Below are 20273 nucleotides of genomic sequence, written 5' to 3'. Positions count from 1 at the left end.
AAACCATCGATTGACGACAAGCGGCGGGAGCAATCCTGCCGCTTTTTTTTGTTCATTTGAGACTGAGAACCGATGCGCCGCCATAGGCAATGCGGCAAAATTCATCAGCTGCGCAAATTAGCAGCACCCGCCCACGATGACGAAGATCCGGTAGATATTAGCTATTTACGCAATGCCGGGTTTTTCAGCGCCTCTGGCGCTTTCCGTCTGGTTTCAAATTTCTATCTTGAACTGCGCATGCTTCTTGCATTGCTTCCGCCATTGTATTCAAATGAGAAAAAACGGGGACCGCAGCTTTGGCATTTGACGAAATGATAACGGCCGGTGAAAGCCCGCGCGCGCCTTATCAAACCTATTCGGAATGGTTCAACAACCAAGATCGCGCCCATCTGATTGCCAAGTCCCGCGACGCAGAAAACATCTTTCGCAAGACCGGCATTACCTTCGCGGTCTACGGACACGAGGACTCCTCGGAAAAGCTCATCCCCTTCGACATCATCCCGCGCATCATCTCCGGGCGCGAGTGGCGCAAGCTGGCGCAGGGCATCGAGCAGCGGGTGATCGCGCTGAATGCCTTCCTCGACGACATCTACCACAAGCAGGAGATCATCCGCGCCGGCCGTGTGCCGCGCGAGCTGATCGAGAAGAACATCGCTTTCATCCCCGAGATGATCGGCTTCCGGCCGCCGGGCGGCGTTTACACCCACATCGTCGGCACCGACATCGTGCGGACAGGCGAAGACCAGTTCTACGTGCTGGAGGACAATGCCCGCACGCCGTCTGGTGTCAGCTACATGCTGGAAAACCGCGAAACCATGATGCAGATGTTTCCGGAGCTGTTCCACCAGAACAAGGTGCGCCCGGTCGAGGACTATCCGAACCTCCTGCGCCAGAGTCTCGCCTCGCTCGCCCCTCCCGGCTGTTCGGGCAAGCCGCGCGTCGCGGTCCTCACCCCCGGCATCTACAATTCCGCCTATTACGAGCACTCGTTCCTCGCCGACATGATGGGCGTCGAACTGGTCGAGGGCTCCGACCTTCGCGTCATCGACGGCAAGGTCAAGATGCGCACCACGCGCGGCTACGAGGCAATCGACGTGCTCTACCGCCGCGTCGACGACGACTACCTCGACCCCCTCACCTTCCGGCCGGATTCGGCACTCGGCATCCCCGGCATCATGGACGTCTACCGCGCCGGCCACATCACCATCGCCAACGCGCCCGGCACCGGCATCTCCGACGACAAGGCGATCTATTCCTACATGCCCGAGATCGTCGAGTTCTACACCGGCCGCAAGCCCCTGCTCGAGAACGTGCCGACCTGGCGCTGCTCGGAAGCCGACAGCCTCAAATACGTGCTGGAGCACCTCTCCGAACTGGTTGTGAAGGAAGTCCACGGCTCCGGCGGGTACGGCATGCTGGTCGGCCCGACCGCCTCCAAGAAGGAATGCGCCGAATTTGCCGAGAAGCTGAAGGCCCGGCCGAACAACTATATCGCCCAGCCGACCCTGTCGCTGTCGACCGTGCCGATCATGGTCAACAAGGGGATCGCCCCGCGTCACGTCGACCTCAGGCCCTATGTGCTTGTGTCGGATAAAGTGCAGATCATTCCCGGCGGTCTTACCCGCGTGGCGCTGAAGGAAGGCTCGCTGGTGGTCAACTCCAGCCAGGGCGGCGGCACCAAGGATACCTGGGTACTGGAGGACTGATACGGACATGTTGGGAAGAACCGCCAATGGCCTCTACTGGATGTTCCGTTACATCGAGCGCGCCGAAAATATAGCCCGTCTGGTCGATGCCGGGATGCGCATGTCGCTGACCCGCATGGGCGCTGTCGAAGACGATTGGGACGGCGTGCTGCAAAGCGCCGGCGTCCGCGAAGCCTATGACGCCGGCCATGCCAAGCTGACCGGCGCCGACGCCATCGACTACCTGCTGCGCGACCGCAACAATCCGTCGAGCGTCATGTCCTGCATCGACGCCGGCCGCAACAATGCCCGCATGGTGCGCACCGCCCTAACGCGCGAGACCTGGGAGGCCACAAACGAGTGCTGGATCGACCTCAAGACGCTGCTCGGCAAGCGGCTGAAGGCGGCGGAAATGCCTGAGGTCATCGATGCCATCAAGCGTCGCGCCGGCCTCATCCGCGGCGCCTTCCACGGCTCGATGCTGCGCAACGAGTTGTACAACTTTGCCCGCATCGGCACGTTCATCGAGCGCGCCGACAACACGGCTCGTATCCTTGACGTCAAATATTACGTCCTGCTGCCATCGGTCTCGGCGGTCGGTTCCTCGCTCGACAACGTGCAGTGGGAATCCATCCTGCGCTCGGTCTCGGCCCATCGCTCCTACAGCTGGGTCTATGACGCGGAATACAAGCCTTCGAACATCGCCGACTTCCTCATCCTCAACGGCCAGATGCCGCGCTCGCTCGCTTATTGCTACGAGAAAATCGTCAGCAATCTCGGCTATCTCGCCCATGATGGCGAACGCCTCGCCGCCCACGATACCAGCGACGGCATCCGCAAGATGCTGCAGACGCTGGCGATCAAGGATATCATGCACAATGGCCTGCACGAGTTCCTGGAGGATTTCGTCTGGCGCAATAACCAGCTCGGCCAGGAAATCTCCGACGGTTATCGTTTCAATCAGTAAGCGGGTTTGATCATGAGACTGAAAATTAGTCACATCACGGAATACCGCTATGACGAGCCGTCGCAATTCTCGCTTCAGCGCCTGCGCCTGACACCGCTGACTGGCCCCGGCCAGACGGTCCGCGACTGGTCTCTGACCGTCGAGGGCGCGAAGACCGAAGTCGAGTACGACGACCAGTTCGGCAACCGCACCAACCTGATGTCGCTCGACGGCGCGCAGGATCGCACCCGCATCGTGGCAACGGGTGAAATAGAGACCCATGAACTGAACGGCGTCATCGGCCCCCATTCCGGCTATTGCCCGCTGTGGCTGTTCCAGCGCGACACGCCGCTGACAAAGCCCGGCAAACTGACCCGTGAACTGGTGAAATCGGCCACCGGCGAAAGCGAGATCGGCCGCATGCACGCGCTGATGGGCGCGATTAACCAGACCGTCGAGTATATCCAGGGCACCAGCGACACCGAGACGACAGCCGAGCAGGCGCTGGAGCGCAAGAGCGGCGTCTGCCAGGACCACGCCCATATCTTCATCGCCGCAGCCCACGCCATGCGCATCCCGGCCCGCTACGTCTCGGGCTACCTGATGATGGAAGGGATCACCGAGCAGACCGCAACCCATGCCTGGGCGGAAGCCCATATGCCGGGCCTCGGATGGGTTGGCTTCGACCCCGCCAACGACATCTGCCCGGACGAGCGCTATGTCCGGATTGCGACAGGCCTCAGCTACCGCGACGCCGCCCCCGTCTCCGGCATGCGCATCGGCACGCCGGGCGAGAGCCTGACGGTCAAGGTGACGGTCGAGCCCGAGCAGATGCAGAGCCAGTCGCAGAGCTGAATGCTAAGGCCCATCTCAGACTGATTTGATTACCATTTTAGTCTTTCGGTTCAGAAGTCGCTTTCGTTTTGCATGCATAGATTGTCCCGCGCAATTAAGCGTTGGGGCTAGCTCGTATGATCAGGTTTGGTGCCGTCGTGGCTCTTTGCTCTGTGGCTGCATTTTCTGCGCCTGCCATCTTCACCACGGTTGCGCCACAGGTTCTTCCCGCCCTCACCCAAGCTGCAGACTGCAATATCAAAGGCAATGTCAGCATTAACACCGGTGAGCATATCTATCACATGCCCGGTCAGACCCACTACATCGAGACAAAGATCTCGCCCGACTATGGTGAGAGATGGTTCTGCACTGAAGCTGAGGCTCAGGCTGCCGGCTGGCGTAAGTCGCGCAGCTGAAACAGCCGAAACCACCGCTGCCTGCCGATCGCAGAGCATCCGCCGTCCCCGCTGGTCGTGGCGCATTTTGATAATGTCGCAGACAGGCTTCAGTCGCGTCGCCTCTTGTTCTAAAGTCGCCGCAAAACACGAAGCGGAGTGGCATTCATGGCAGAGTTCCCGAACAAGGCGAAGGTCGTTATCATCGGTCTCGGAGGCATCGTCGGCGCCTCCATCGTCCACCACCTGATCGAACGGGGATGGGACGATATCGTCGGGATCGACAAGTCGGGCGTGCCGACAGACATCGGCTCGACCGCCCACGCTTCGGACTTCTGTTACGCCACCAGCCACGATTTCCTCTCCTGCTGGACGACGCTCTACTCGATCGATTTCTATGAGAAGATGGGCCACTACGCCCGCGTCGGCGGCATCGAGGTGGCGCGCGTCGGCGACGACAGCCGCATGGACGAGATCAAGCGCAAGGTCGCCTCGGGCAAGGCCTTCGGCACCCGCGCAGAACTCATCGGCCCCGCTGAAATCAAGGAAAAATTCCCGCTGATCGAGGAAGACCTTGTGCAGGGCGGCCTCTGGGACCCGGATGCCGGCCTCGTCATTCCGCGCTCGCAGACCGTCGCCGGCAAGCTGGTCGACCAGGCCGAGGCCTCCGGCAAGCTCAAGGTGTTCGCCAACACCTCCGCTCGCTCGCTGGTCGTAGAGGGCGGTCGCATCAAGGCCGTCGTCACCGACCGCGGCACAGTCGAGGCCGATTACGTCGTCGTCTGCGCTGGCATCTGGGGTCGCCTGATCGCCGAAATGGTCGGCGAAGACCTGCCGGTCATGCCGATCGACCACCCGCTGACCTTCTTCGGCCCCTACACGGAATTTGCCGGCACCGGCAAGGAAATCGGCTGGCCGCTGATGCGCGACCAGGGCAACTCCGCCTATATGCGCGACACCGGCGACCCGAAGACCGCCGAAGGCGGCCAGATCGAGTGGGGCTACTACGAGGAAACCAATCCCCGCCTATGCCATCCCCGCGAGCTGCTCGAAAAGCACCAGACCCGCCAGTCGCCGTCGCAGCGCGATCTCGACCTGGAGCAGGTGCTGGCACCGCTGGAGCGCGCCATGGAGCTGACGCCGATCCTGGCCGAACTCGGCTACAACGAAAGCCATTCCTTCAACGGCCTGCTGCAGGTGACCTCCGACGGCGGCCCCTCGATGGGCGAGAGCCAGAAGGTACGCGGTCTCTGGTATGCGGTTGCCATCTGGGTCAAGGACGGCCCGGGCATGGGCAAATTGATCGCCGACTGGATGACCGACGGCCGCACCTCCATCGACCATCATGCCATCGACTATTCGCGCTTCTATCCGCACCAGATGGAAGAGCAGATGATCTGGGATCGCTGCTCGGAAACGGCGACGAAAGTCTACAATCCCGCCGTCCACCCGCGCGAGCCCTTCTCCAAGGGCCGCAACGTCCGCCGCTCGCCCTTCTGGGAGCGCGAGCAGGAACTCGGCGGCCACTTCATGGAACTGGGCGGCTGGGAACGTGCCCATGGCTACGCCGCCAACGAGCACCTGCTGGAGAAATACGCCGACCGCGTGCCCGTGCGCGAGAACGAATGGGACAACCGCCACTTCTGGCGGGTCTCCAACGCCGAGCACCTTGCGATGTCAGACGATTGCGGCATCGTCAACCTCAGCCATTTCGCCATGTTCGACATCGAAGGCCCGGATCATGTCGAACTGATGGAATGGCTCTGCGCCGCCAAGATCGGTGGCGACGGCAACATCGGCAAGGGCATCTACACCCACTTCCTCGACGAGGAAGGCATGGTCCGCGCCGACTTTACCGTCATCCGCATGGCCGATCGCTGCCGGATGATCGATGGCGCCGATGCCGGCCCGCGCGATTTCCACTACATGCGCCGCGTCGCCGAGGACAAAGGCTTCGACGTCACCATCACCGATGTGACGGAGAAGTACATCACCATCGGCATCTGGGGACCGAACGCCCGCGAAACGCTGCAGAAGGTGGTCGAGGACGCATCAGCCCTCGCGCCGGAAAACTTCCCCTTCGCGGCCATCAAGCCGCTCAAGATCGGCGGCAAGCCGGTCACGGCCTTCCGGATCTCCTATGTCGGCGAACAGGGCTGGGAGCTGCACATGGCCTATGACGACGGCCTGGCGGTCTGGGATGCGTTGCGCGCCACCGGCGTCATGGCCTTCGGTGTCGAGACCTACGCCAACACCCGCCGCATGGAAAAAAGCCTGCGCCTGCAGAACGCCGATCTGCTCACCGAGTATAACCTGCTCGAGGCCGACCTCGCGCGTCCAAAGGTCAAGGAAGCCGATTTCGTCGGCAAGGCGAAGCACCTCGAATACCGTGCCCGGGAACACCAGCCCGCCATGCTGTGCACCCTCGTGATGACCGACAACGTCGACGCCAAGGGCGTTGCCCGCTATCCCGTCGGCATCCTGCCCGTCATGGACCCGGAAACCGGCGAGACCCTCATCGACGACCTCGGCCGCCGCTCCTTCACGACCTCAATCGCCTACGGCCCGACCATCGGCAAGAACATCGCCCTCGCCTACCTGCCATGGTCTTATGCTGAGATGGGGCGCAAGCTGATCGTCGAATATTTCGGCGAGACCTATCCGGTCGAGGTTGCAGCGGTCGGCTACAAGCCGCTCTACGACCCGGACAATCTCAAGCTCCGGAGCTGACGTTCTGGCGCAACGCCAGGGATGACCAACCACAAAGCCCACCGTCGAGAAGCCGGTGGGCTTTTTTCTTAGTGGCGCCTGGAGATCAACTCTGCTTCATCGATGTCGAAGTGCTCGAGCAGCAGCAGCATGTTGCGCCTGTTGGCCTTGAAATAAATGTCGAACATGTCGCCGATCAAAGGCACGCTGCCGGTCAAGGTATCGAGCCCGATATTGCCCAGCATTTTCAGAAGCACCTGGTTGGACGCGCCGAGCCTGCGGGCCTCGTTGACGATGAAGAGGCTGATCAGCGCTCCACCGGCATCGCCGATGCCGGGTATGAGGCCGATGATCGAATCCGCGCCGAAGCGGAAACGCGTGCCGGGGATGCCGACGGCTGTGTCCATCAACCGCGCGATCCCGTGGGCACGGCGCAATCGCCGCATCAGTTCGTGCCGTTCGATGGCGTGGTCGGCTGTCGTTTCTGTCATGAAAATTCCTGTCAATGGCCGGATGATCGGCAGAGGGAGAACGGCTCAGTTGGCGCCTGCATGGGGTGCCGGCTCTTCCGTCGAAATGGCGTCGGTCGTCCGCCCCGGTTTCTCGGGCGAGCCATCGGCATGCTCGATAGTGATCTTCACCGGGCCGGGCTCCATTTCGCCAAAGGGCGAGGCAAAGGCGATCTCCGCCGCATCCCGACCGACGCCGATCCGCACCAGGCCATCGAGATTGGCCTGCCGCGTGCCGTCGAATAGCCACCAGCGTCCGTCGAGATAGGCCTCGAACACGGCATGAAAATCGCGCGGCTCCAATCCGTAGGCATAGCAGGAGACGAAGCGCGCCGGGATATTCAGGGCACGACAGAAGGCGATGCCGATATGCGCGAAATCACGGCACACGCCGGCGCGCAGGATGAGGCTCTCATCGGCCGTGGTCTGCTCGTTGGAGGAACCCCGCCTGTATTCGATATTTTCATAGAGCCAGTTGCAGATTGCCGTGACGCGCTGGTGGCCCTTCGGCAGCGCACCAAACTCGCGGTTGGCAAAGCCAGCCAGCCGGTCGGACGAGACGAAGCGCGACGGAAGCAGGAAGGGCATGATGTCGAGCGGAACCTGCGACAGCGGGGTCTCGTGCACCGTCTGGGGATCGGCCCTGAAGACGTCGAGCGTCACCTCTGCCTCGTAAAGGACGTTGAGCGGTCCGGGTGCCGCCTCGACGCTGAAATAGCGGTTGTTGATATCGGGGACGACATAGGTGCGCCGTTCCAGGTCGGGCGTCACCGTTAGCCGCTCCGTCACGCTCTGGTGGCGAAGAAGCCGCGCCAGCTCGATGTTGAAGATGAACACGGTCGGCGCCTTGACGTCGTACGACAATTCGCATCCGAGTTTGTAGCGTACGGTCATCTTGGCATCCTCGATGTCTGGAAATGTGTTGTGCCGCCCAAACTGTTTCAGCGGCACTTTGTTCCCGTTGGGCTGCCTTCCCTCTCTCACCGCGCGCTCGCAAAACAAGCAGTATTCGCGCGCATGGAGTCTCCCACGAACATTTTCAAGATCTGGCAAAGAACGATTTAAGCGATTTAAAACAACGGGCTACAGGAACAAATAAGCAGCCGGTGAATTACCCTTTTGCAACTGACGGACACATCGTCTGTCACATCCATCACAGGGAGTCTTTGATGAAAATTCGTTCGCTCGTAGCCGGTCTGGCCCTCACCCTCGCAAGCGGTGCAGCCTTTGCGCAGACACCAGCAGCAACCGGCGCCGACGCCACGATGGCCGGCCCAGGCATGACCATGGGCAAGATGGCGAGCGGCCCCCTGAAGTACGTCAACATCCAGGACACCGACCTCGTCACCTCGAAGCTCGTCGGCGTCAACATCTACAACAAGCAGAATGACGATATCGGCGAAATCTCGGATGTCGTCATCGGCGGCGGCAAGTCGGTCATCGGCATCGTCGCCAGCGTCGGCGGCTTCCTCGGCATGGGCGAAAGCTACGTCGTCCTCGACCCGTCGTCCGTCGCTCTGGCTGACGACAACGGCACCTGGAAGGCCTATGTCGACACATCGAAGGAAGACCTCTCGAAGGCTCCTAAGCTCGACTACTCCAAGTTCAAGAAGTAATCGCCAAGAAATAGACGGATCGGGCCAGCCAAAAGCTGGCCCTTTTCACATCTCCGTCCAACCCGAAACGCAGCAGGAGACCAAGCCCATGACATACAAGACCCTGATACTCGCCACCGTCGCCGCTGCCGTTCTGGTGACGCCGGCATTTGCGCAGACCAAGGAAGATCCTGCGGTCACCGCGTGCAAGGCCACCGGCCTGATTGCATTGCAGGCGAAGTCGCCTGACATCACAGACATCGTCTTCGACATGGAGAGCCTTGCCGTCAGCGCCGCCGATACGAAGGTCGAGGACGTGTCCGTCAAGACCGTGGTGCTCGGCGAGGCCTATCTGTCGCGCAAGGGCGTGACCGGCAAGTCCGACCGCTTCGTCTGCCTGCTCGGCGACAAGGGCAAGGTGCTCCTGACATTCTTCACCGCCCAATAGCGAGCTTTACAGCACCGCTACGCTCGCGCGCGGCTGCCTTGAACGATCGACGGCATCAGTCGCCAAACTGCGGTTGGTGCCGTTTACAGTTGCACTGCAATATGAACCTTGGTTATAAGAGCTTATTCGACTGGACCCGGTGAAAATCCGGGTGGCTATTCCGGCCGCCGATCCGCCGGACCACGCAAATTACATGCATGCCCAGAACCGACCGCAGACAATGCGGCGACAGCCATGCTTTGCGAGAAATCATCCAATGTCCCTATCATCCCTCAGCCGGGATTGGTCTGCGCGCCCAACGCGTGAAATGTTGGCCGGCGCAGTTGCCACCTTTGCCCTCATCCCCGAGGTTATCGCCTTCTCCTTTGCCGCCGGCGTCGATCCGCAGGTCGGATTGTATGCCTCCTTCGTCATCGGTATCGTTATCGCCTTCACCGGCGGGCGACCGGCGATGATTTCCGCCGCGGCCGGCTCCGTTGCCCTCGTTGCGGCGCCGCTCGTCCACAGCCACGGCCTGCCCTACCTGCTGGCCGCCGGTCTGCTGGCCGGTCTCATCCAGATCGTCTTCGGGCTGCTTCGTCTCGGCGTATTGATGCGCTTCGTCTCGAAATCGGTGCGCACCGGCTTCGTCAACGCCCTGGCGATCCTGATCTTTTCGGCGCAGCTGCCGCAAATCCTCGGTGCCGGCTGGATGACCTACGCAGTGCTCGCCGCCGGCCTGGCGGTGATCTACATCGTCCCGCGGGTCACAACCGCCGTTCCCTCGCCGCTGATCTGCATCGTGGTTCTCACGGCTGCCTCGATGATGCTGCATCTACCTGTCAAGACCGTGGCCGATCTCGGCCAGTTGCCCGGCTCGCTGCCGACCTTTGCCTGGCCTTCGGTCCCCCTGACGTTCGAAACGCTCGGCATCATCGCCGGCCCGGCCATCGCCATCGCCATGGTCGGACTGCTGGAATCGCTGATGACGGCCACCGTCGTCGACGATCTGACCAACTCGCCAAGCTCGAAGAACCGCGAAGCCACGGGCCTTGGCATCGCCAATGCCGCCGCCAGCCTGTTCGGCGGCATCGCCGGATGCGGCATGATCGGCCAGACGGTCAGCAACATCAAATACGGCGGACGCGGCCGGCTCTCGACCCTGTTTGCCGGTGCCTTTCTGCTGATCCTGATGGTGCTCTTGAAGCCCTGGGTGTCCCAGGTGCCGGTCGCCGCCCTCGTCGCCATCATGGTGATGGTGTCGATCGACACTTTCGACTGGTCATCAGTCAGAGCGGTGGTCGTCCACCCGAAGATGTCGAGCGCCGTGATGCTGGCGACTGTCGCTGTCACCGTCGCCACGGACAACCTAGCGCTCGGGGTTGCTGTCGGCGTCCTGCTCAGCGGCGTCTTCTTCACCTTCAAGGTCGCCAAGCTGCTCAACGTGGCGCTGGAGCCAAGCAGCGATGATACGCGACTGTCCTACCGCGTGTCCGGACAGGTCTTTTTCGCCTCGGCCGACATCTTCGTCGACGCCTTCGATGTTGTGGAGGCACAGGGCAAGTTCGTCTCGATAGACGTTTCCAAGGCGCATTTCTGGGACATCACCGCCGTTGCGGCTCTCGAAAGGGTCGTCGCGCGGTTCAAGGCACAGGGGGCCTCCGTCGAGGTGCACGGCATGAACGAGGCGAGCGCGACGCTGGTCGAGCGACTGGATCGGCCGGCGACCGGCACCGCCGGCTGACTGGGCACTCAGTCCAAACGCAAAATGGCCGGTTGGCGGATTACCCGCCAGCCGGCCATCAGATTTAGCTTTAGTCGATCAGGCTGCCTGCGTGCGTCGTGGCAGCTTCCAGTTGGGACGGACGAAGTGGCAGGTGTAGCCGTTCGGAATCCGCTCCAGGTAGTCCTGATGCTCCGGCTCGGCCTCCCAGAAATCGCCGACCGGCGAGACTTCGGTCACGACCTTGCCAGGCCACAGCTTGGACGCATCAACATCGGCGATCGTGTCTTCGGCGATGCGCTTCTGCTCGTCATTGACATAAAAGATCGCCGACCGGTAGCCCGGGCCGAGATCGTTGCCCTGGCGGTTCGGCGTCGATGGATCGTGGATCTGGAAGAAGAATTCCAGCAGGTCGCGATAGCTGATCTTGGATGGATCGAAGTTGATCTCGATCGCTTCGGCATGGTTGCCATGGTTGCGATAGGTGGCGTTGCGCACCTCGCCACCGGAATAACCGACACGCGTCGACACGACGCCCGCCATCTTGCGGATCAGATCCTGCATGCCCCAGAAGCAGCCACCGGCCAGTACAGCACGTTCAGTCATTGGGCATCCTCCGTCTGGTTGATATAGGCGCCGTAGCCTTCGGCCTCCATCTGGTCACGATGGATGAAGCGCAGCGACGCGGAATTGATGCAGTAGCGCAGCCCGCCGCGATCTTGCGGTCCGTCTGGAAAGACATGGCCGAGATGGCTGTCGCCATTCTTGGAGCGGACCTCGATGCGCACCATGCCGTGCGAAGAATCATGCACTTCCGCAACATAGGCAGGCTCGATCGGCTTGGTGAAGCTTGGCCATCCGCAATGGGAATCAAACTTGTCGGACGAGGCAAACAGCGGTTCGCCCGAGACGATATCGACGTAGATACCCGGCTGTTTGTTGTTCAGGAGCGGCCCGCTGCCCGGACGCTCGGTGCCGCTCTGCTGCGTCACGCGGTACTGTTCGGGTGTAAGCTTGGCCACGGCTTCCGCCGTCTTGCGGTATTCCGTCATTGTAACCTCCAACGGTTTCGTCTGGCTAAAGATGGCAATGCCGGCCCATTTTTTCAATCGCTCGTGCGCAATGAATACGGCGGGGACAGCTGAGAAGAGAAAGCAGACACCCTCACCCGCACGAACGGCACGCCGACACCACCAACAGAAAAGGACCGGAAGTCCACCTCCCGGTCCTTGCGATAAATGGATGGATGCCGGCCGACCGGATCAGTCGGTCTTGCGGTTTCTGAGCGCTTCGGCCTGGGCGTAGAACTTCTTTTCCCATTCCTTGTGGTTATCGAGGCCTTCGCGGATGAACGGCGTGAAGATGGCAAGATTCATCAGGATCCAGTTTACGAAGTTCGCCGGAAACCGCGTCGGCTTGACGAAGTCGACGAACAGGACGACGCGCGTCTTGTCGGTGTGGTTCCAGGCCTCGTGCTCATAGGCATCGTCGAAGATCAGAACCTTGCCTTCCTGCCAATGGCAGATCTGGTCCTTGACCCGAATGGCCAGCTTGTCGGCGGGCTCGGGAACGATGAGGCCGAGATGCAGCCGCAGCACGCCGTTGTAGGGACCACGATGAGCCGGCAGGTGCTTGCCGGGCTCGAAGATCGAGAACATCGCGGTCTTCATGCCCGGAATTTTCTGCACCACACGCCAGGTCTCCGGGCATGCCTTGATGTTCTGCTCGGACTTCAGGCCGAAACCGGCGAGAAAGAAGGTCCGCCAATGGCTATCGGTGGAGATCGTCTTCACATCGGTGGAGATCTCCTGGAAAGTCGGCAATTCGCTCTGGCGCGTCAGCACCCGTTCGAGCTCGGCGCGGATCAGCGGAAATCCCTTTTCGATCTCGGCCACCCAGGGGAAAGTGGCGTTGTCGTAGACCGGGGGATTGCCGAGCTTGGCATGCTTCAGGTTCAGCCGCTCTGCCCAGGCAACGATGCCCATGAAGAAGCGCGTCATGGCGCCGGGGCGTTCCATCGGCGCGATGCCGGTGGTGGCAAAAGTCTGGTCGGCGGGCTGTGTCTTGGTGGCAGGGATATCAGTCAAAGTATCGGTCATGTCGGTCAATTTCTACTGGAAAGACGATTGTCGAACGTCGGTTGTACGGCTTGGGGAGCCGCTAAGTTTCACGCCATTATGTATGCTATCCACAGCAATGCGCAAGCATGGCGGCCAGTCGCGCCGCCGCGTTTCACCGGATCGTCATTGCTGTCACACCTTTAGTTCGCGCCTTTCGCGCTCGGTTACCAGCGCGAGGTCGAGAACCTTCTGGATATTGGCGGCATGCCGGAAATTGGGGTCCTGCGGCACGCCGGTCATCACGGCCTCGGCGAAACGCTGGTAGTTGGTCTGAACCGGCGGCACGTCGACCCCTTTCCAGACGGCGGTCTCGACGTCGTCGCCGACGCAGACACGCAGTTCCGAACCGTCTGGACGGTGAATGACCTCGATGCCGCCACGCTCGCCATAGACCCGCAGCTTCAGTTCGTTCAGATGCCCTGTTGCCCAGCGCGTCGCATGCACCACGCCGAGCGCACCGTTCGCAAAATCGACCGACATGGTAAAGCTGTCATTGGCATCGAGCATATATTCGCCGATCTGGCCGCCCGGCGCCTTGTTGAAGGTTTTCAGCCGCGCGAACACATGATCGATGTCGGTGGCCGCGCCATAGGCGGCAAAATCCAGGATATGGATACCGATATCGCCCAGCACGCCGTTCGATCCATGTCCGGTCGACAGCCGCCAAAGCCAGGTCGATTCGCTGCGCCAGTCGCCCCAGGCCTTCGACACCAGCCAGCTCTGCAGGTAGGACGCCTCGACATGCTTGACCGTGCCGATCTCGCCGGCAATCACCATTTCGCGGGCACGCTGCAGCGGCGCAACGTTGCGGTAGGTGAGATTGACCATGTTGATGACGCCGGCGCGCTCGGCGGCCTCTGTCATCTCCAGCGCCTTCTCGTAGTTCTCGGCCAGCGGCTTTTCGCAAAGCACATGCTTGCCGGCGGCCAGCAGGGCCAGCGTCGTCGGGTGGTGCATGCGGTCCGGCGTCACATTGGTGGCCGAATCGAACTCGCCCCAGGCAATGGCCTCGTCCAGCGACGTGAAGCGGGTCTTGATGTTGAACCGGTCGGCGAAGGCGGCAAGGCGGGTGGCGTCGCTGTCGACGGCCGCAACCACCTCGACGCCCTCGATCCGCGAGAAATGATCGAGCTGGTTCTTGCCCATGACGCCGGTGCCAAGGATGATGAGACGCATATATGACCTCAGCGGTAACCGGCTTCGCCGGCCTGGTGCAGTTTCGGGCCGCGCTCGGTAATCGGCTCCAGCGCCTGTTCGACCGGCACGTTCGGGGCGTCGTGGACGTCCGTCAGCGCGGCCTGCGGATTGTAGGCCCAGGCGACGGAATTGATCAGCACGGTTTTGACGTTGGGATCGAAGTAGGTGGGATAGGTCTCGTGGCCGGGACGAAAATAGAAGATGTTGCCGGCACCGCGCCGCCAGGTCATGCCCGAACGAAACACCTCGCCGCCCTGGAACCAGGAGATGAACACGGTTTCCAGCGGCTCCGGCACCGAGAACGGTTCGCCATACATTTCCTCGTTTTCGAGCACGAAGTTGTCGGCAAGCCCGGCCGCGATCGGATGGCGCGGGTTGACCACCCAGATACGCTCACGCTCGCCGGCCTCTCGCCATTTCAGCGCACAGGGCGTGCCCATCATCCGCTTGAAGATTTTCGAGAAATGGCCGGAGTGCAGGACGATCAGCCCCATCCCCTCCCAGACGCGCTTGGCGACCCGTTCGACCACCGCGTCGTCGACCGCACCATGATCCTTATGCCCCCACCACAGCAGAACATCGGTATTGCGCAGCCGCTCCTCGCTCAGCCCATGCTCCGGCTGCTGTAGCGTCGCGGTTGTCGCTTCGATGCGCGGGTCGCTGTTGAGCGCAGCGGCGATGGCGCTGTGCATGCCGTCCGGATAGATCCTGCCGACGACCTCATTGCTATGCTCGTGGATGTTTTCACCCCAGACCACCGTTCTGATTACCATCGCCGTCGCTCCTCTCTGATGAGTCTCGGTTGTACGTTATCATTTCAGTCTTTTTCGCGGCACCAAGCGCACATTCAGCCCCGCGCTCCGCAGCAAATAAAGAACCTGCTGCCGTCGACGTCCACGCCGCCGCTAGTGGGAAATAGACTTGGAAAACAGATTGACGACCAGGACGCCCGCAATAATAAGCGCCAGCCCGATGACGGCCGGAAGATCGAGGCGCTGCTGGAAGAACACCAGCCCGACGATCGAGATCAGCACGATCCCGAGCGCGCTCCAGATCGCATAGGCAATGCCGACGGGAATGACCTTCAGCGTGATCGACAGGCAGTAAAAGGAAGCCGTATAGCAGATCACCATGCCGATTACCGGTAGTGGCCGGGTGAACTGCTGCGACATCTGCAGCGCCGTCGTGCCGATCACCTCCAGCAGGATGGCAACGCACAAAAGCGCATAGACCGATGCATTTGCCATTGGGACGCTCCTCGGCGTTTATTTGTGGGTGAGGCTGATCAGACGGTCGATCACGGCCTGCTGCGATTGTGCCGTGCTGGAATGGCTGGAAAGGATATCCGCAAGCCAGATACCGTCGGTTGCGAAGCGCACGATCTGGCTGTCAACGGACGAATCCGTGCCGACGAAATCCTCGCTTTGCTTCTCCACCCAGTTGCGCCAGCGCTGCCGCAGCTGCGGCTCGCTCAACAGTGCCAAAGTCACCTGCGCCCAGTCCCCTGTCTCCTCGGGACGCTCCCTGAGATCGATAACGGCGCGCAGGTAGCTGCGGGTAAAGCGCCCATGCGGCATAGGATCGCGACGCATCTGCGCGCCGATCGCTGCATCGAGGCGGTCGAGCAGGCTGTCGAGCATTGCCTCCAGGAGACCGGCCTTGGTGGGGAAGTGGTGCAGCAGCCCGCCCTTGCTGACACCCGATGCGGCAGCCACGGCATCGAGAGTGACAGCCCCGATTCTGTGCTCGCTCGCCAGCCGCGCTGCGCAGTCCAGCAGTTGCTGGCGAATCAGCGCCGGCTGTTTCTTACGGTGGTGAGCAATGGCCATGCCTCATGACATACCGTCCGGACGGTTTTGTCAATGTCATTTGGCTCACCTAGTTCAACGGCCGCGCGTCGATCCGCCGCTCCGTCGCGATGTCGAAAAGATGCACCTGTGCAGGATCGATCGACAATCCAACGCGGTCGCCTGATTTGATGCCGCGACGAGCAGTTTCGACGATGGTGATTTCGGGGACGGTGGCGGCCGTGAGGAAAGTTGCCGACCCCGTCGATTCAACGGTGTCGATGCGGATATCGAAGCTGCCCTGACCTGCGGGCACGGTGATGATATGTTCGGGACGCAGGCCGGCAAGAACCTTCTGGCCGGCTTGCAGATGGACCGAGATCGGCAGCGTCTGTTGGCCATCAGCAAAATTCAGGATCAGGCTGCGGCCATCCGCAGCGGCCTCGGCCGGCACGAAGTTCATTGCCGGCGAGCCGATGAAGCCCGCCACGAAGCGGTTGACCGGCCGGTCGTAGAGATCGAGCGGCGCACCCTGCTGCTCAATGACGCCATCCTTCATGACGACGACATGGTCGGCCATGGTCATCGCCTCGATCTGGTCGTGGGTGACATAGACGAAGGTCGCCTTCAGCCGCTCGTGCAACATGCGGATTTCCTTGCGCATGTGGACGCGCAGCGCGGCATCGAGATTGGACAGCGGCTCGTCGAACAGGAAAGCCTTGGGATGGCGGATGATGGCGCGGCTCATGGCCACGCGCTGGCGCTGGCCGCCGGAGAGTTCGCGCGGATAGCGCTTCATCAGCGGCGTCAGCCCCGTGGTCGCGGCCACGTCGGCCGCTGCCTTGCGGGCCTCGGCCTTCTTCACGCCGCGGATGCGCAGGCTGTAGGTGAGGTTCTCCTCGACGGTCATGTGCGGGTAGAGGGCGTAGGACTGGAAGACCATGGCGATGTCGCGCTTGCGCGGCGGCACATTGGTCATCAACTGCCCGGCAATCCGCATGTCGCCCGTCGAGATCTTCTCAAGGCCTGCAAGCGACCGCAGCAGGGTCGACTTGCCGCAGCCGGAGGGGCCGACGAGGGCAACGAACGTGCCGTCCTCGATGGCAAGATTGATGTCCTTCAGGGCGTGAAAGGCACCATAGTATTTGTTGACGCCGCTGAGTTCGATTTGAAGGGTCATTTGAGGGCTCCCGAGGTGAGGCCGGAAACGATGCGGCGCTGCAGAAGAACGAAGATGGCGAGGATGGGCGTCACATAGATCGTCGAATAGGCCATGATCTTGTTCCACTCGGTGGTGTTGGGACCCATGAAGCTGTTGAGGCCAACACTGGCCGGCTGCAGTTCCACCGCCTGGATCATCGACTTGGAATAGACGAACTCGCCGAAGGCCTGCATGAAGATCAGGATGGCGCTGACGAGAATCCCGTTGCGGGCAAGCGGCAGCACGATGTTGAAGAAGGCACCGATCCGCGAGTTACCGTCGACCAGTGCAGCTTCCTCGAGTTCCATCGGCACGCTCATGAAGGTCGCCCGCACCAGCACCACGAAGAACGGCATCTTGTTGGCGGCAATGGCGATGATGACGGACAGCCGCGGATAGTCGAGCAGGCCGATCTGCGAGAAGCCGACAAAGATCGGAGTGATCATCAGCGATGGCGGAAGCACCTGCAGGAGCAGGACAAGGAACAGCCCAATGTCGATCCAGCGGTTGCGATAGCGCGCCAGCACATAGGCGCAGCCGGAGCCGAAGATCGAGATCAGCACAACGGCGCCAACGGCAATCACCAGCGAATTCCAGAGGTAACGCGCCATGTTGCGGCTCGTCCAGACATCGACGTAGGTACTCCACTGGGGGTCGGACGGCAGGAAACTCGGCGGCGTCGCGAACATTGCCGAGCCGCTTTTGAGGCTGGTGACATACATCCAATAGAGCGGGAATAGGTAGACGACCGCGAGCAGAATGGCCGCCAGCAGCATCAGCCTGTTGCGAAAACTGTCACTCATCCTCGCACCTCATGGCGTGTGGAGCGCACATAGATCACCGAGGCCACCATGACGAAGACCAGCATGATGACCGAGATAGCAGCCCCCTTGGCAAAGTCGTACTGCCGGAAAGACAGGTCCCAGGCCCAGAACTGCGCGACGTTGGAGGAGTTGTTCGGTCCACCGTCGGTGATGCCGGCAAACAGGTCGAACTGCTGCAGCGTGAAGATCAGACCCAGCGAAACGACGGCGCCGATTGTCGAGCGCATCATCGGCAGGGTGATCGTCCAGAACCGTTGAAAGATATTGGCCCCATCGAGTTCGGAGGCCTCGAACAGGTCTTTCGGAATGGCGGCGAGGCCGACGGAGAGCAGGATCATGTTGAATGCCGTGCCCAGCCAGATATTGGCGAGAATGACGGCCCAAAGCGAATAGTGCGGGTCGGAGCGCCAGAAGATATTGCTGCTGATGATGCCGCTCTCGCGCAGCAGAAAATTGAAGACGCCGAAGTCGCCCGACAGCATCCAGTTCCAAACCGCGCCGACGACGAGCCCCGGCATCACCCAGGACACCAGAAACAGTCCGCGCAGCCAGGTCGCGCCGGGAAAATTGACCCAGAAGAACAGCGCCAGGCCAAAGCCGATGAGGAACTGGCCGGTGATCGAGGCAACCACGAAGATCACGGTGTTCAACAGAATGCCGCGCGTTTCCGGCTGATTGAACAGATCGATGTAATTCTGGAGACCGGCCCACGGCCTGATGAAGGTCCCCATGCTGAACATGTCGACCTGCTGAAAGCTCATCAGCACATTGTAGACGAGCGGAAGACCGGAGAGCAACAGCAGGAAGGCCATCGGGAACACGACGAGCGTGATGTCGAAGCCGCGGCCGTCGGTGAAGCTGGAGAGGATTTTGCGCATGGTCTCCCTATGGATCAGCACGGCGGTGCTGCCTCGCGAGCCCGAACGGGGCCATTTCGACGTCTTCGAGGAAACGGCCCCTTCCGGGAGGAAACGGAGGGATGGCGACCAAGCGCCGCCATCCGGCTAGAAGATTGGCGGTATCAGCCGAGCGCCTTGATCTTCTGGGCGGCCTGGTCGAGCGCGTCCTTCGGCGACATCTGGCCGGTCAGGGCTGCCTGGATGGCATCCTGGATTGCCTTGGAGATCTTCGCCCACTGCGGCGAAGGTCCGCGCGGCTTGGCATATTTCAGCTGCTCGACGAAGGTCGCAAGCGCCGCATCCTTGAGGGCATTGCCGGTCGGCGGGATGGCGATGTCGGAGCGGGCCGGCAGTTGGCCGAAGTCCTTGAACATCGTTCCGTCCTGGGACGCGAAGTACTCGACGACCTTGAATGCTTCGGCTGGATGCTTGGACTTCGAGAAGATCGCCCAGTTATAATCGCCCATGGCCGAAGACCGTTCCGCACCCTCCTTCGGCACCGGCAGCAGCGCCGTGCCCCAGTCGAACTTGGCGTCCTTCAGCATGCGGTCGATTTCCCATGGCCCGGAGATCGCCATGGCGGCATTGCCGGCGTTGAACGTGGCTGTCGCATCCCACTGGCCGCGCGTCAGCGTATCCGGAGAAGCGAGCTTCTCGTCCATGATCTGCTTCCAGTCGGTCAGCGCCTTGACGGCACCGTCGGTGTTGATGTGATCGTAGGTCGCGCCTGCCATCTGTGCCCAGGGCAGAAACTGGAACGTGCCTTCCTCATTGGCCTTGGCGGAGAAGGTCAGACCGTAGACGTTCTTTGCGGGGTCGGTCAGCTTCTTGGCGTCGGCAATCAGCTCGTCCCATGTCTGCGGCGGCTTGTTGGGATCGAGGCCGGCGGCCTTGAACATATCCTTGTTGTAATAGAGGGCAATCGTGTTCGTGGCTTTTGGAACGCCATAGTATTTGCCATCCCAGGTGACAGACTTCAGCGGCCCGGGAAAGTAATTGGCGGGCTTGATGACCGTGGACTTCGAAATCATGTCCGTCAGGTCGAGGAAGGCGCCGTGCGAAGCAAACAGCGCGTGATCCGGATTGTCGATGGCGATGATATCAGGGGCCTTGCCGCTGGAAAAGGCGCGCATCGATTCGCTGACGACGTCATCGAACTGGATTTCGCGATACTCGACCTTGATGCCATTATTGAGCGCATTGAAGCGCTTGATCAGCGTAGGCGCCGGCTGTGTTTCCTTGTCCAGCGACCAGACGGTGATGACGGTGTCTTCGGCCTTGGCCGACAGGCTGAAGGCTGAAACGCTGGCCAACGCCACGGCGCCGAGCAGCATGATTTTACGGATACCCATGGTTCTCCTCCTTTTTGGTTATCCATTGGACCGGCGTCCTCCCGCCGGCCTTTAGGCACGTCTTCAGTAT

At 61.3% G+C, this 20273-nt stretch carries 22 protein-coding genes and 1 other annotated feature; of the genes, 9 read left to right on the top strand and 13 right to left on the bottom strand.

The annotated features are described in order from the left end of the window. The first annotated feature begins 72 nt into the window (after positions 1 to 72). From VH564_RS09215 to VH564_RS09190, 6 genes are all read left to right on the top strand, one after another. A complete protein-coding gene (locus VH564_RS09215) occupies positions 73 to 315 on the top strand; it encodes a hypothetical protein (protein WP_423339529.1) in 243 nt (80 codons plus the stop codon). Beyond that, on the top strand, positions 297 to 1706 hold the full coding sequence (locus VH564_RS09210) for a circularly permuted type 2 ATP-grasp protein (RefSeq protein WP_423339528.1): 1410 nt from the start codon (positions 297 to 299) through the stop codon (positions 1704 to 1706). Before VH564_RS09215 ends, VH564_RS09210 begins: the two co-directional genes overlap by 19 nt. A 7-nt stretch (positions 1707 to 1713) precedes the next feature. Further along, positions 1714 to 2652 (top strand): alpha-E domain-containing protein, encoded by a 939-nt coding sequence (locus tag VH564_RS09205; RefSeq protein ID WP_423339527.1) that lies wholly within the window; start codon positions 1714 to 1716, stop codon positions 2650 to 2652. 12 nt (positions 2653 to 2664) lie between these two features. Continuing rightward, a complete protein-coding gene (locus VH564_RS09200; RefSeq protein WP_423339526.1) occupies positions 2665 to 3486 on the top strand; it encodes a transglutaminase family protein in 822 nt (273 codons plus the stop codon). A 116-nt stretch (positions 3487 to 3602) separates the two neighbouring features. Further along, the gene (locus VH564_RS09195; protein ID WP_423339525.1) at positions 3603 to 3881 is read left to right on the top strand and encodes a hypothetical protein; all 279 of its coding nucleotides are present in this window, start codon (positions 3603 to 3605) and stop codon (positions 3879 to 3881) included. Between the two features lie 147 nt (positions 3882 to 4028). Beyond that, positions 4029 to 6590, top strand: a complete 2562-nt coding sequence (locus VH564_RS09190; protein WP_423339524.1) for a GcvT family protein — start codon at positions 4029 to 4031, stop codon at positions 6588 to 6590. Between the two features lie 68 nt (positions 6591 to 6658). On the opposite strand, the gene VH564_RS09185 is transcribed toward VH564_RS09190, so the two are convergent. Continuing rightward, positions 6659 to 7060 carry a DUF4112 domain-containing protein gene (locus VH564_RS09185; RefSeq protein WP_423339523.1) on the bottom strand — a complete coding sequence of 134 codons (402 nt, stop codon included), beginning with the start codon at positions 7058 to 7060 and terminating at the stop codon, positions 6659 to 6661. A 45-nt stretch (positions 7061 to 7105) separates the two neighbouring features. Then, positions 7106 to 7972: a transglutaminase-like domain-containing protein gene (locus VH564_RS09180; protein ID WP_423339522.1), complete on the bottom strand. Its 867-nt coding sequence runs from the start codon at positions 7970 to 7972 to the stop codon at positions 7106 to 7108. Positions 7973 to 8247: 275 nt separating this feature from the next. Here VH564_RS09180 and VH564_RS09175 point away from each other — a divergent pair, with 275 nt between their 5' ends. The 3 genes from VH564_RS09175 (at position 8248) to VH564_RS09165 (ending at position 10844) form a co-directional block, all read left to right on the top strand. Further along, complete coding sequence (locus VH564_RS09175) at positions 8248 to 8694, top strand: PRC-barrel domain-containing protein (RefSeq protein ID WP_423339521.1); 447 nt, start codon at positions 8248 to 8250, stop codon at positions 8692 to 8694. A gap of 88 nt (positions 8695 to 8782) precedes the next feature. Continuing rightward, positions 8783 to 9121: a hypothetical protein gene (locus VH564_RS09170; protein ID WP_423339520.1), complete on the top strand. Its 339-nt coding sequence runs from the start codon at positions 8783 to 8785 to the stop codon at positions 9119 to 9121. A 129-nt stretch (positions 9122 to 9250) separates the two neighbouring features. Continuing rightward, positions 9251 to 9306: a sequence feature (sul1 is cis-regulatory element that is thought to sense ions involved in sulfur or methionine metabolism; They are found in Alphaproteobacteria), on the top strand. A gap of 71 nt (positions 9307 to 9377) precedes the next feature. Then, entirely contained in the window at positions 9378 to 10844 is a 1467-nt protein-coding gene (locus VH564_RS09165) for a SulP family inorganic anion transporter (RefSeq protein WP_423339519.1), read from the top strand. 78 nt (positions 10845 to 10922) lie between these two features. Here VH564_RS09165 and msrA read toward each other — a convergent pair whose 3' ends face one another. The 11 genes from msrA to VH564_RS09110 form a co-directional block, all read right to left on the bottom strand. Then, positions 10923 to 11429, bottom strand: coding sequence for a peptide-methionine (S)-S-oxide reductase MsrA (gene msrA, locus VH564_RS09160; protein WP_423339518.1), 507 nt, complete (start codon positions 11427 to 11429; stop codon positions 10923 to 10925). After that, a complete protein-coding gene (msrB, locus tag VH564_RS09155) occupies positions 11426 to 11875 on the bottom strand; it encodes a peptide-methionine (R)-S-oxide reductase MsrB (protein ID WP_423339517.1) in 450 nt (149 codons plus the stop codon). Before msrB ends, msrA begins: the two co-directional genes overlap by 4 nt. A 210-nt stretch (positions 11876 to 12085) precedes the next feature. Continuing rightward, positions 12086 to 12922, bottom strand: a complete 837-nt coding sequence (locus tag VH564_RS09150) for an aspartyl/asparaginyl beta-hydroxylase domain-containing protein (protein WP_423339516.1) — start codon at positions 12920 to 12922, stop codon at positions 12086 to 12088. A gap of 153 nt (positions 12923 to 13075) precedes the next feature. Further along, on the bottom strand, positions 13076 to 14119 hold the full coding sequence (locus VH564_RS09145) for a Gfo/Idh/MocA family protein (protein WP_423339515.1): 1044 nt from the start codon (positions 14117 to 14119) through the stop codon (positions 13076 to 13078). Between the two features lie 8 nt (positions 14120 to 14127). Continuing rightward, positions 14128 to 14913, bottom strand: a complete 786-nt coding sequence (locus VH564_RS09140) for a ThuA domain-containing protein (RefSeq protein WP_423339514.1) — start codon at positions 14911 to 14913, stop codon at positions 14128 to 14130. 132 nt (positions 14914 to 15045) lie between these two features. Continuing rightward, positions 15046 to 15387 carry an SMR family transporter gene (locus tag VH564_RS09135; RefSeq protein WP_423339513.1) on the bottom strand — a complete coding sequence of 114 codons (342 nt, stop codon included), beginning with the start codon at positions 15385 to 15387 and terminating at the stop codon, positions 15046 to 15048. A gap of 18 nt (positions 15388 to 15405) precedes the next feature. Further along, positions 15406 to 15969, bottom strand: a complete 564-nt coding sequence (locus tag VH564_RS09130) for a TetR/AcrR family transcriptional regulator (protein WP_423339512.1) — start codon at positions 15967 to 15969, stop codon at positions 15406 to 15408. A gap of 49 nt (positions 15970 to 16018) precedes the next feature. Beyond that, positions 16019 to 17107: an ABC transporter ATP-binding protein gene (locus tag VH564_RS09125; protein WP_423339511.1), complete on the bottom strand. Its 1089-nt coding sequence runs from the start codon at positions 17105 to 17107 to the stop codon at positions 16019 to 16021. Next, on the bottom strand, positions 17104 to 17931 hold the full coding sequence (locus tag VH564_RS09120; protein WP_423339510.1) for a carbohydrate ABC transporter permease: 828 nt from the start codon (positions 17929 to 17931) through the stop codon (positions 17104 to 17106). Before VH564_RS09120 ends, VH564_RS09125 begins: the two co-directional genes overlap by 4 nt. Beyond that, positions 17928 to 18830, bottom strand: coding sequence for a carbohydrate ABC transporter permease (locus VH564_RS09115; protein WP_423339509.1), 903 nt, complete (start codon positions 18828 to 18830; stop codon positions 17928 to 17930). The genes VH564_RS09120 and VH564_RS09115 overlap by 4 nt, the downstream gene beginning before the upstream one ends. A gap of 143 nt (positions 18831 to 18973) precedes the next feature. Further along, complete coding sequence (locus VH564_RS09110) at positions 18974 to 20203, bottom strand: ABC transporter substrate-binding protein (RefSeq protein ID WP_423339508.1); 1230 nt, start codon at positions 20201 to 20203, stop codon at positions 18974 to 18976. Between the last annotated feature and the right edge of the window lie 70 nt (positions 20204 to 20273).

It is taken from the genome of Rhizobium sp. HT1-10 (genome assembly GCF_049472505.1).
Taxonomy (GTDB): Bacteria; Pseudomonadota; Alphaproteobacteria; order Rhizobiales; family Rhizobiaceae; genus Rhizobium.
Note: the sequence above shows the minus strand (reverse complement) of the source record. Positions and strands in the feature narration are given on the sequence as shown.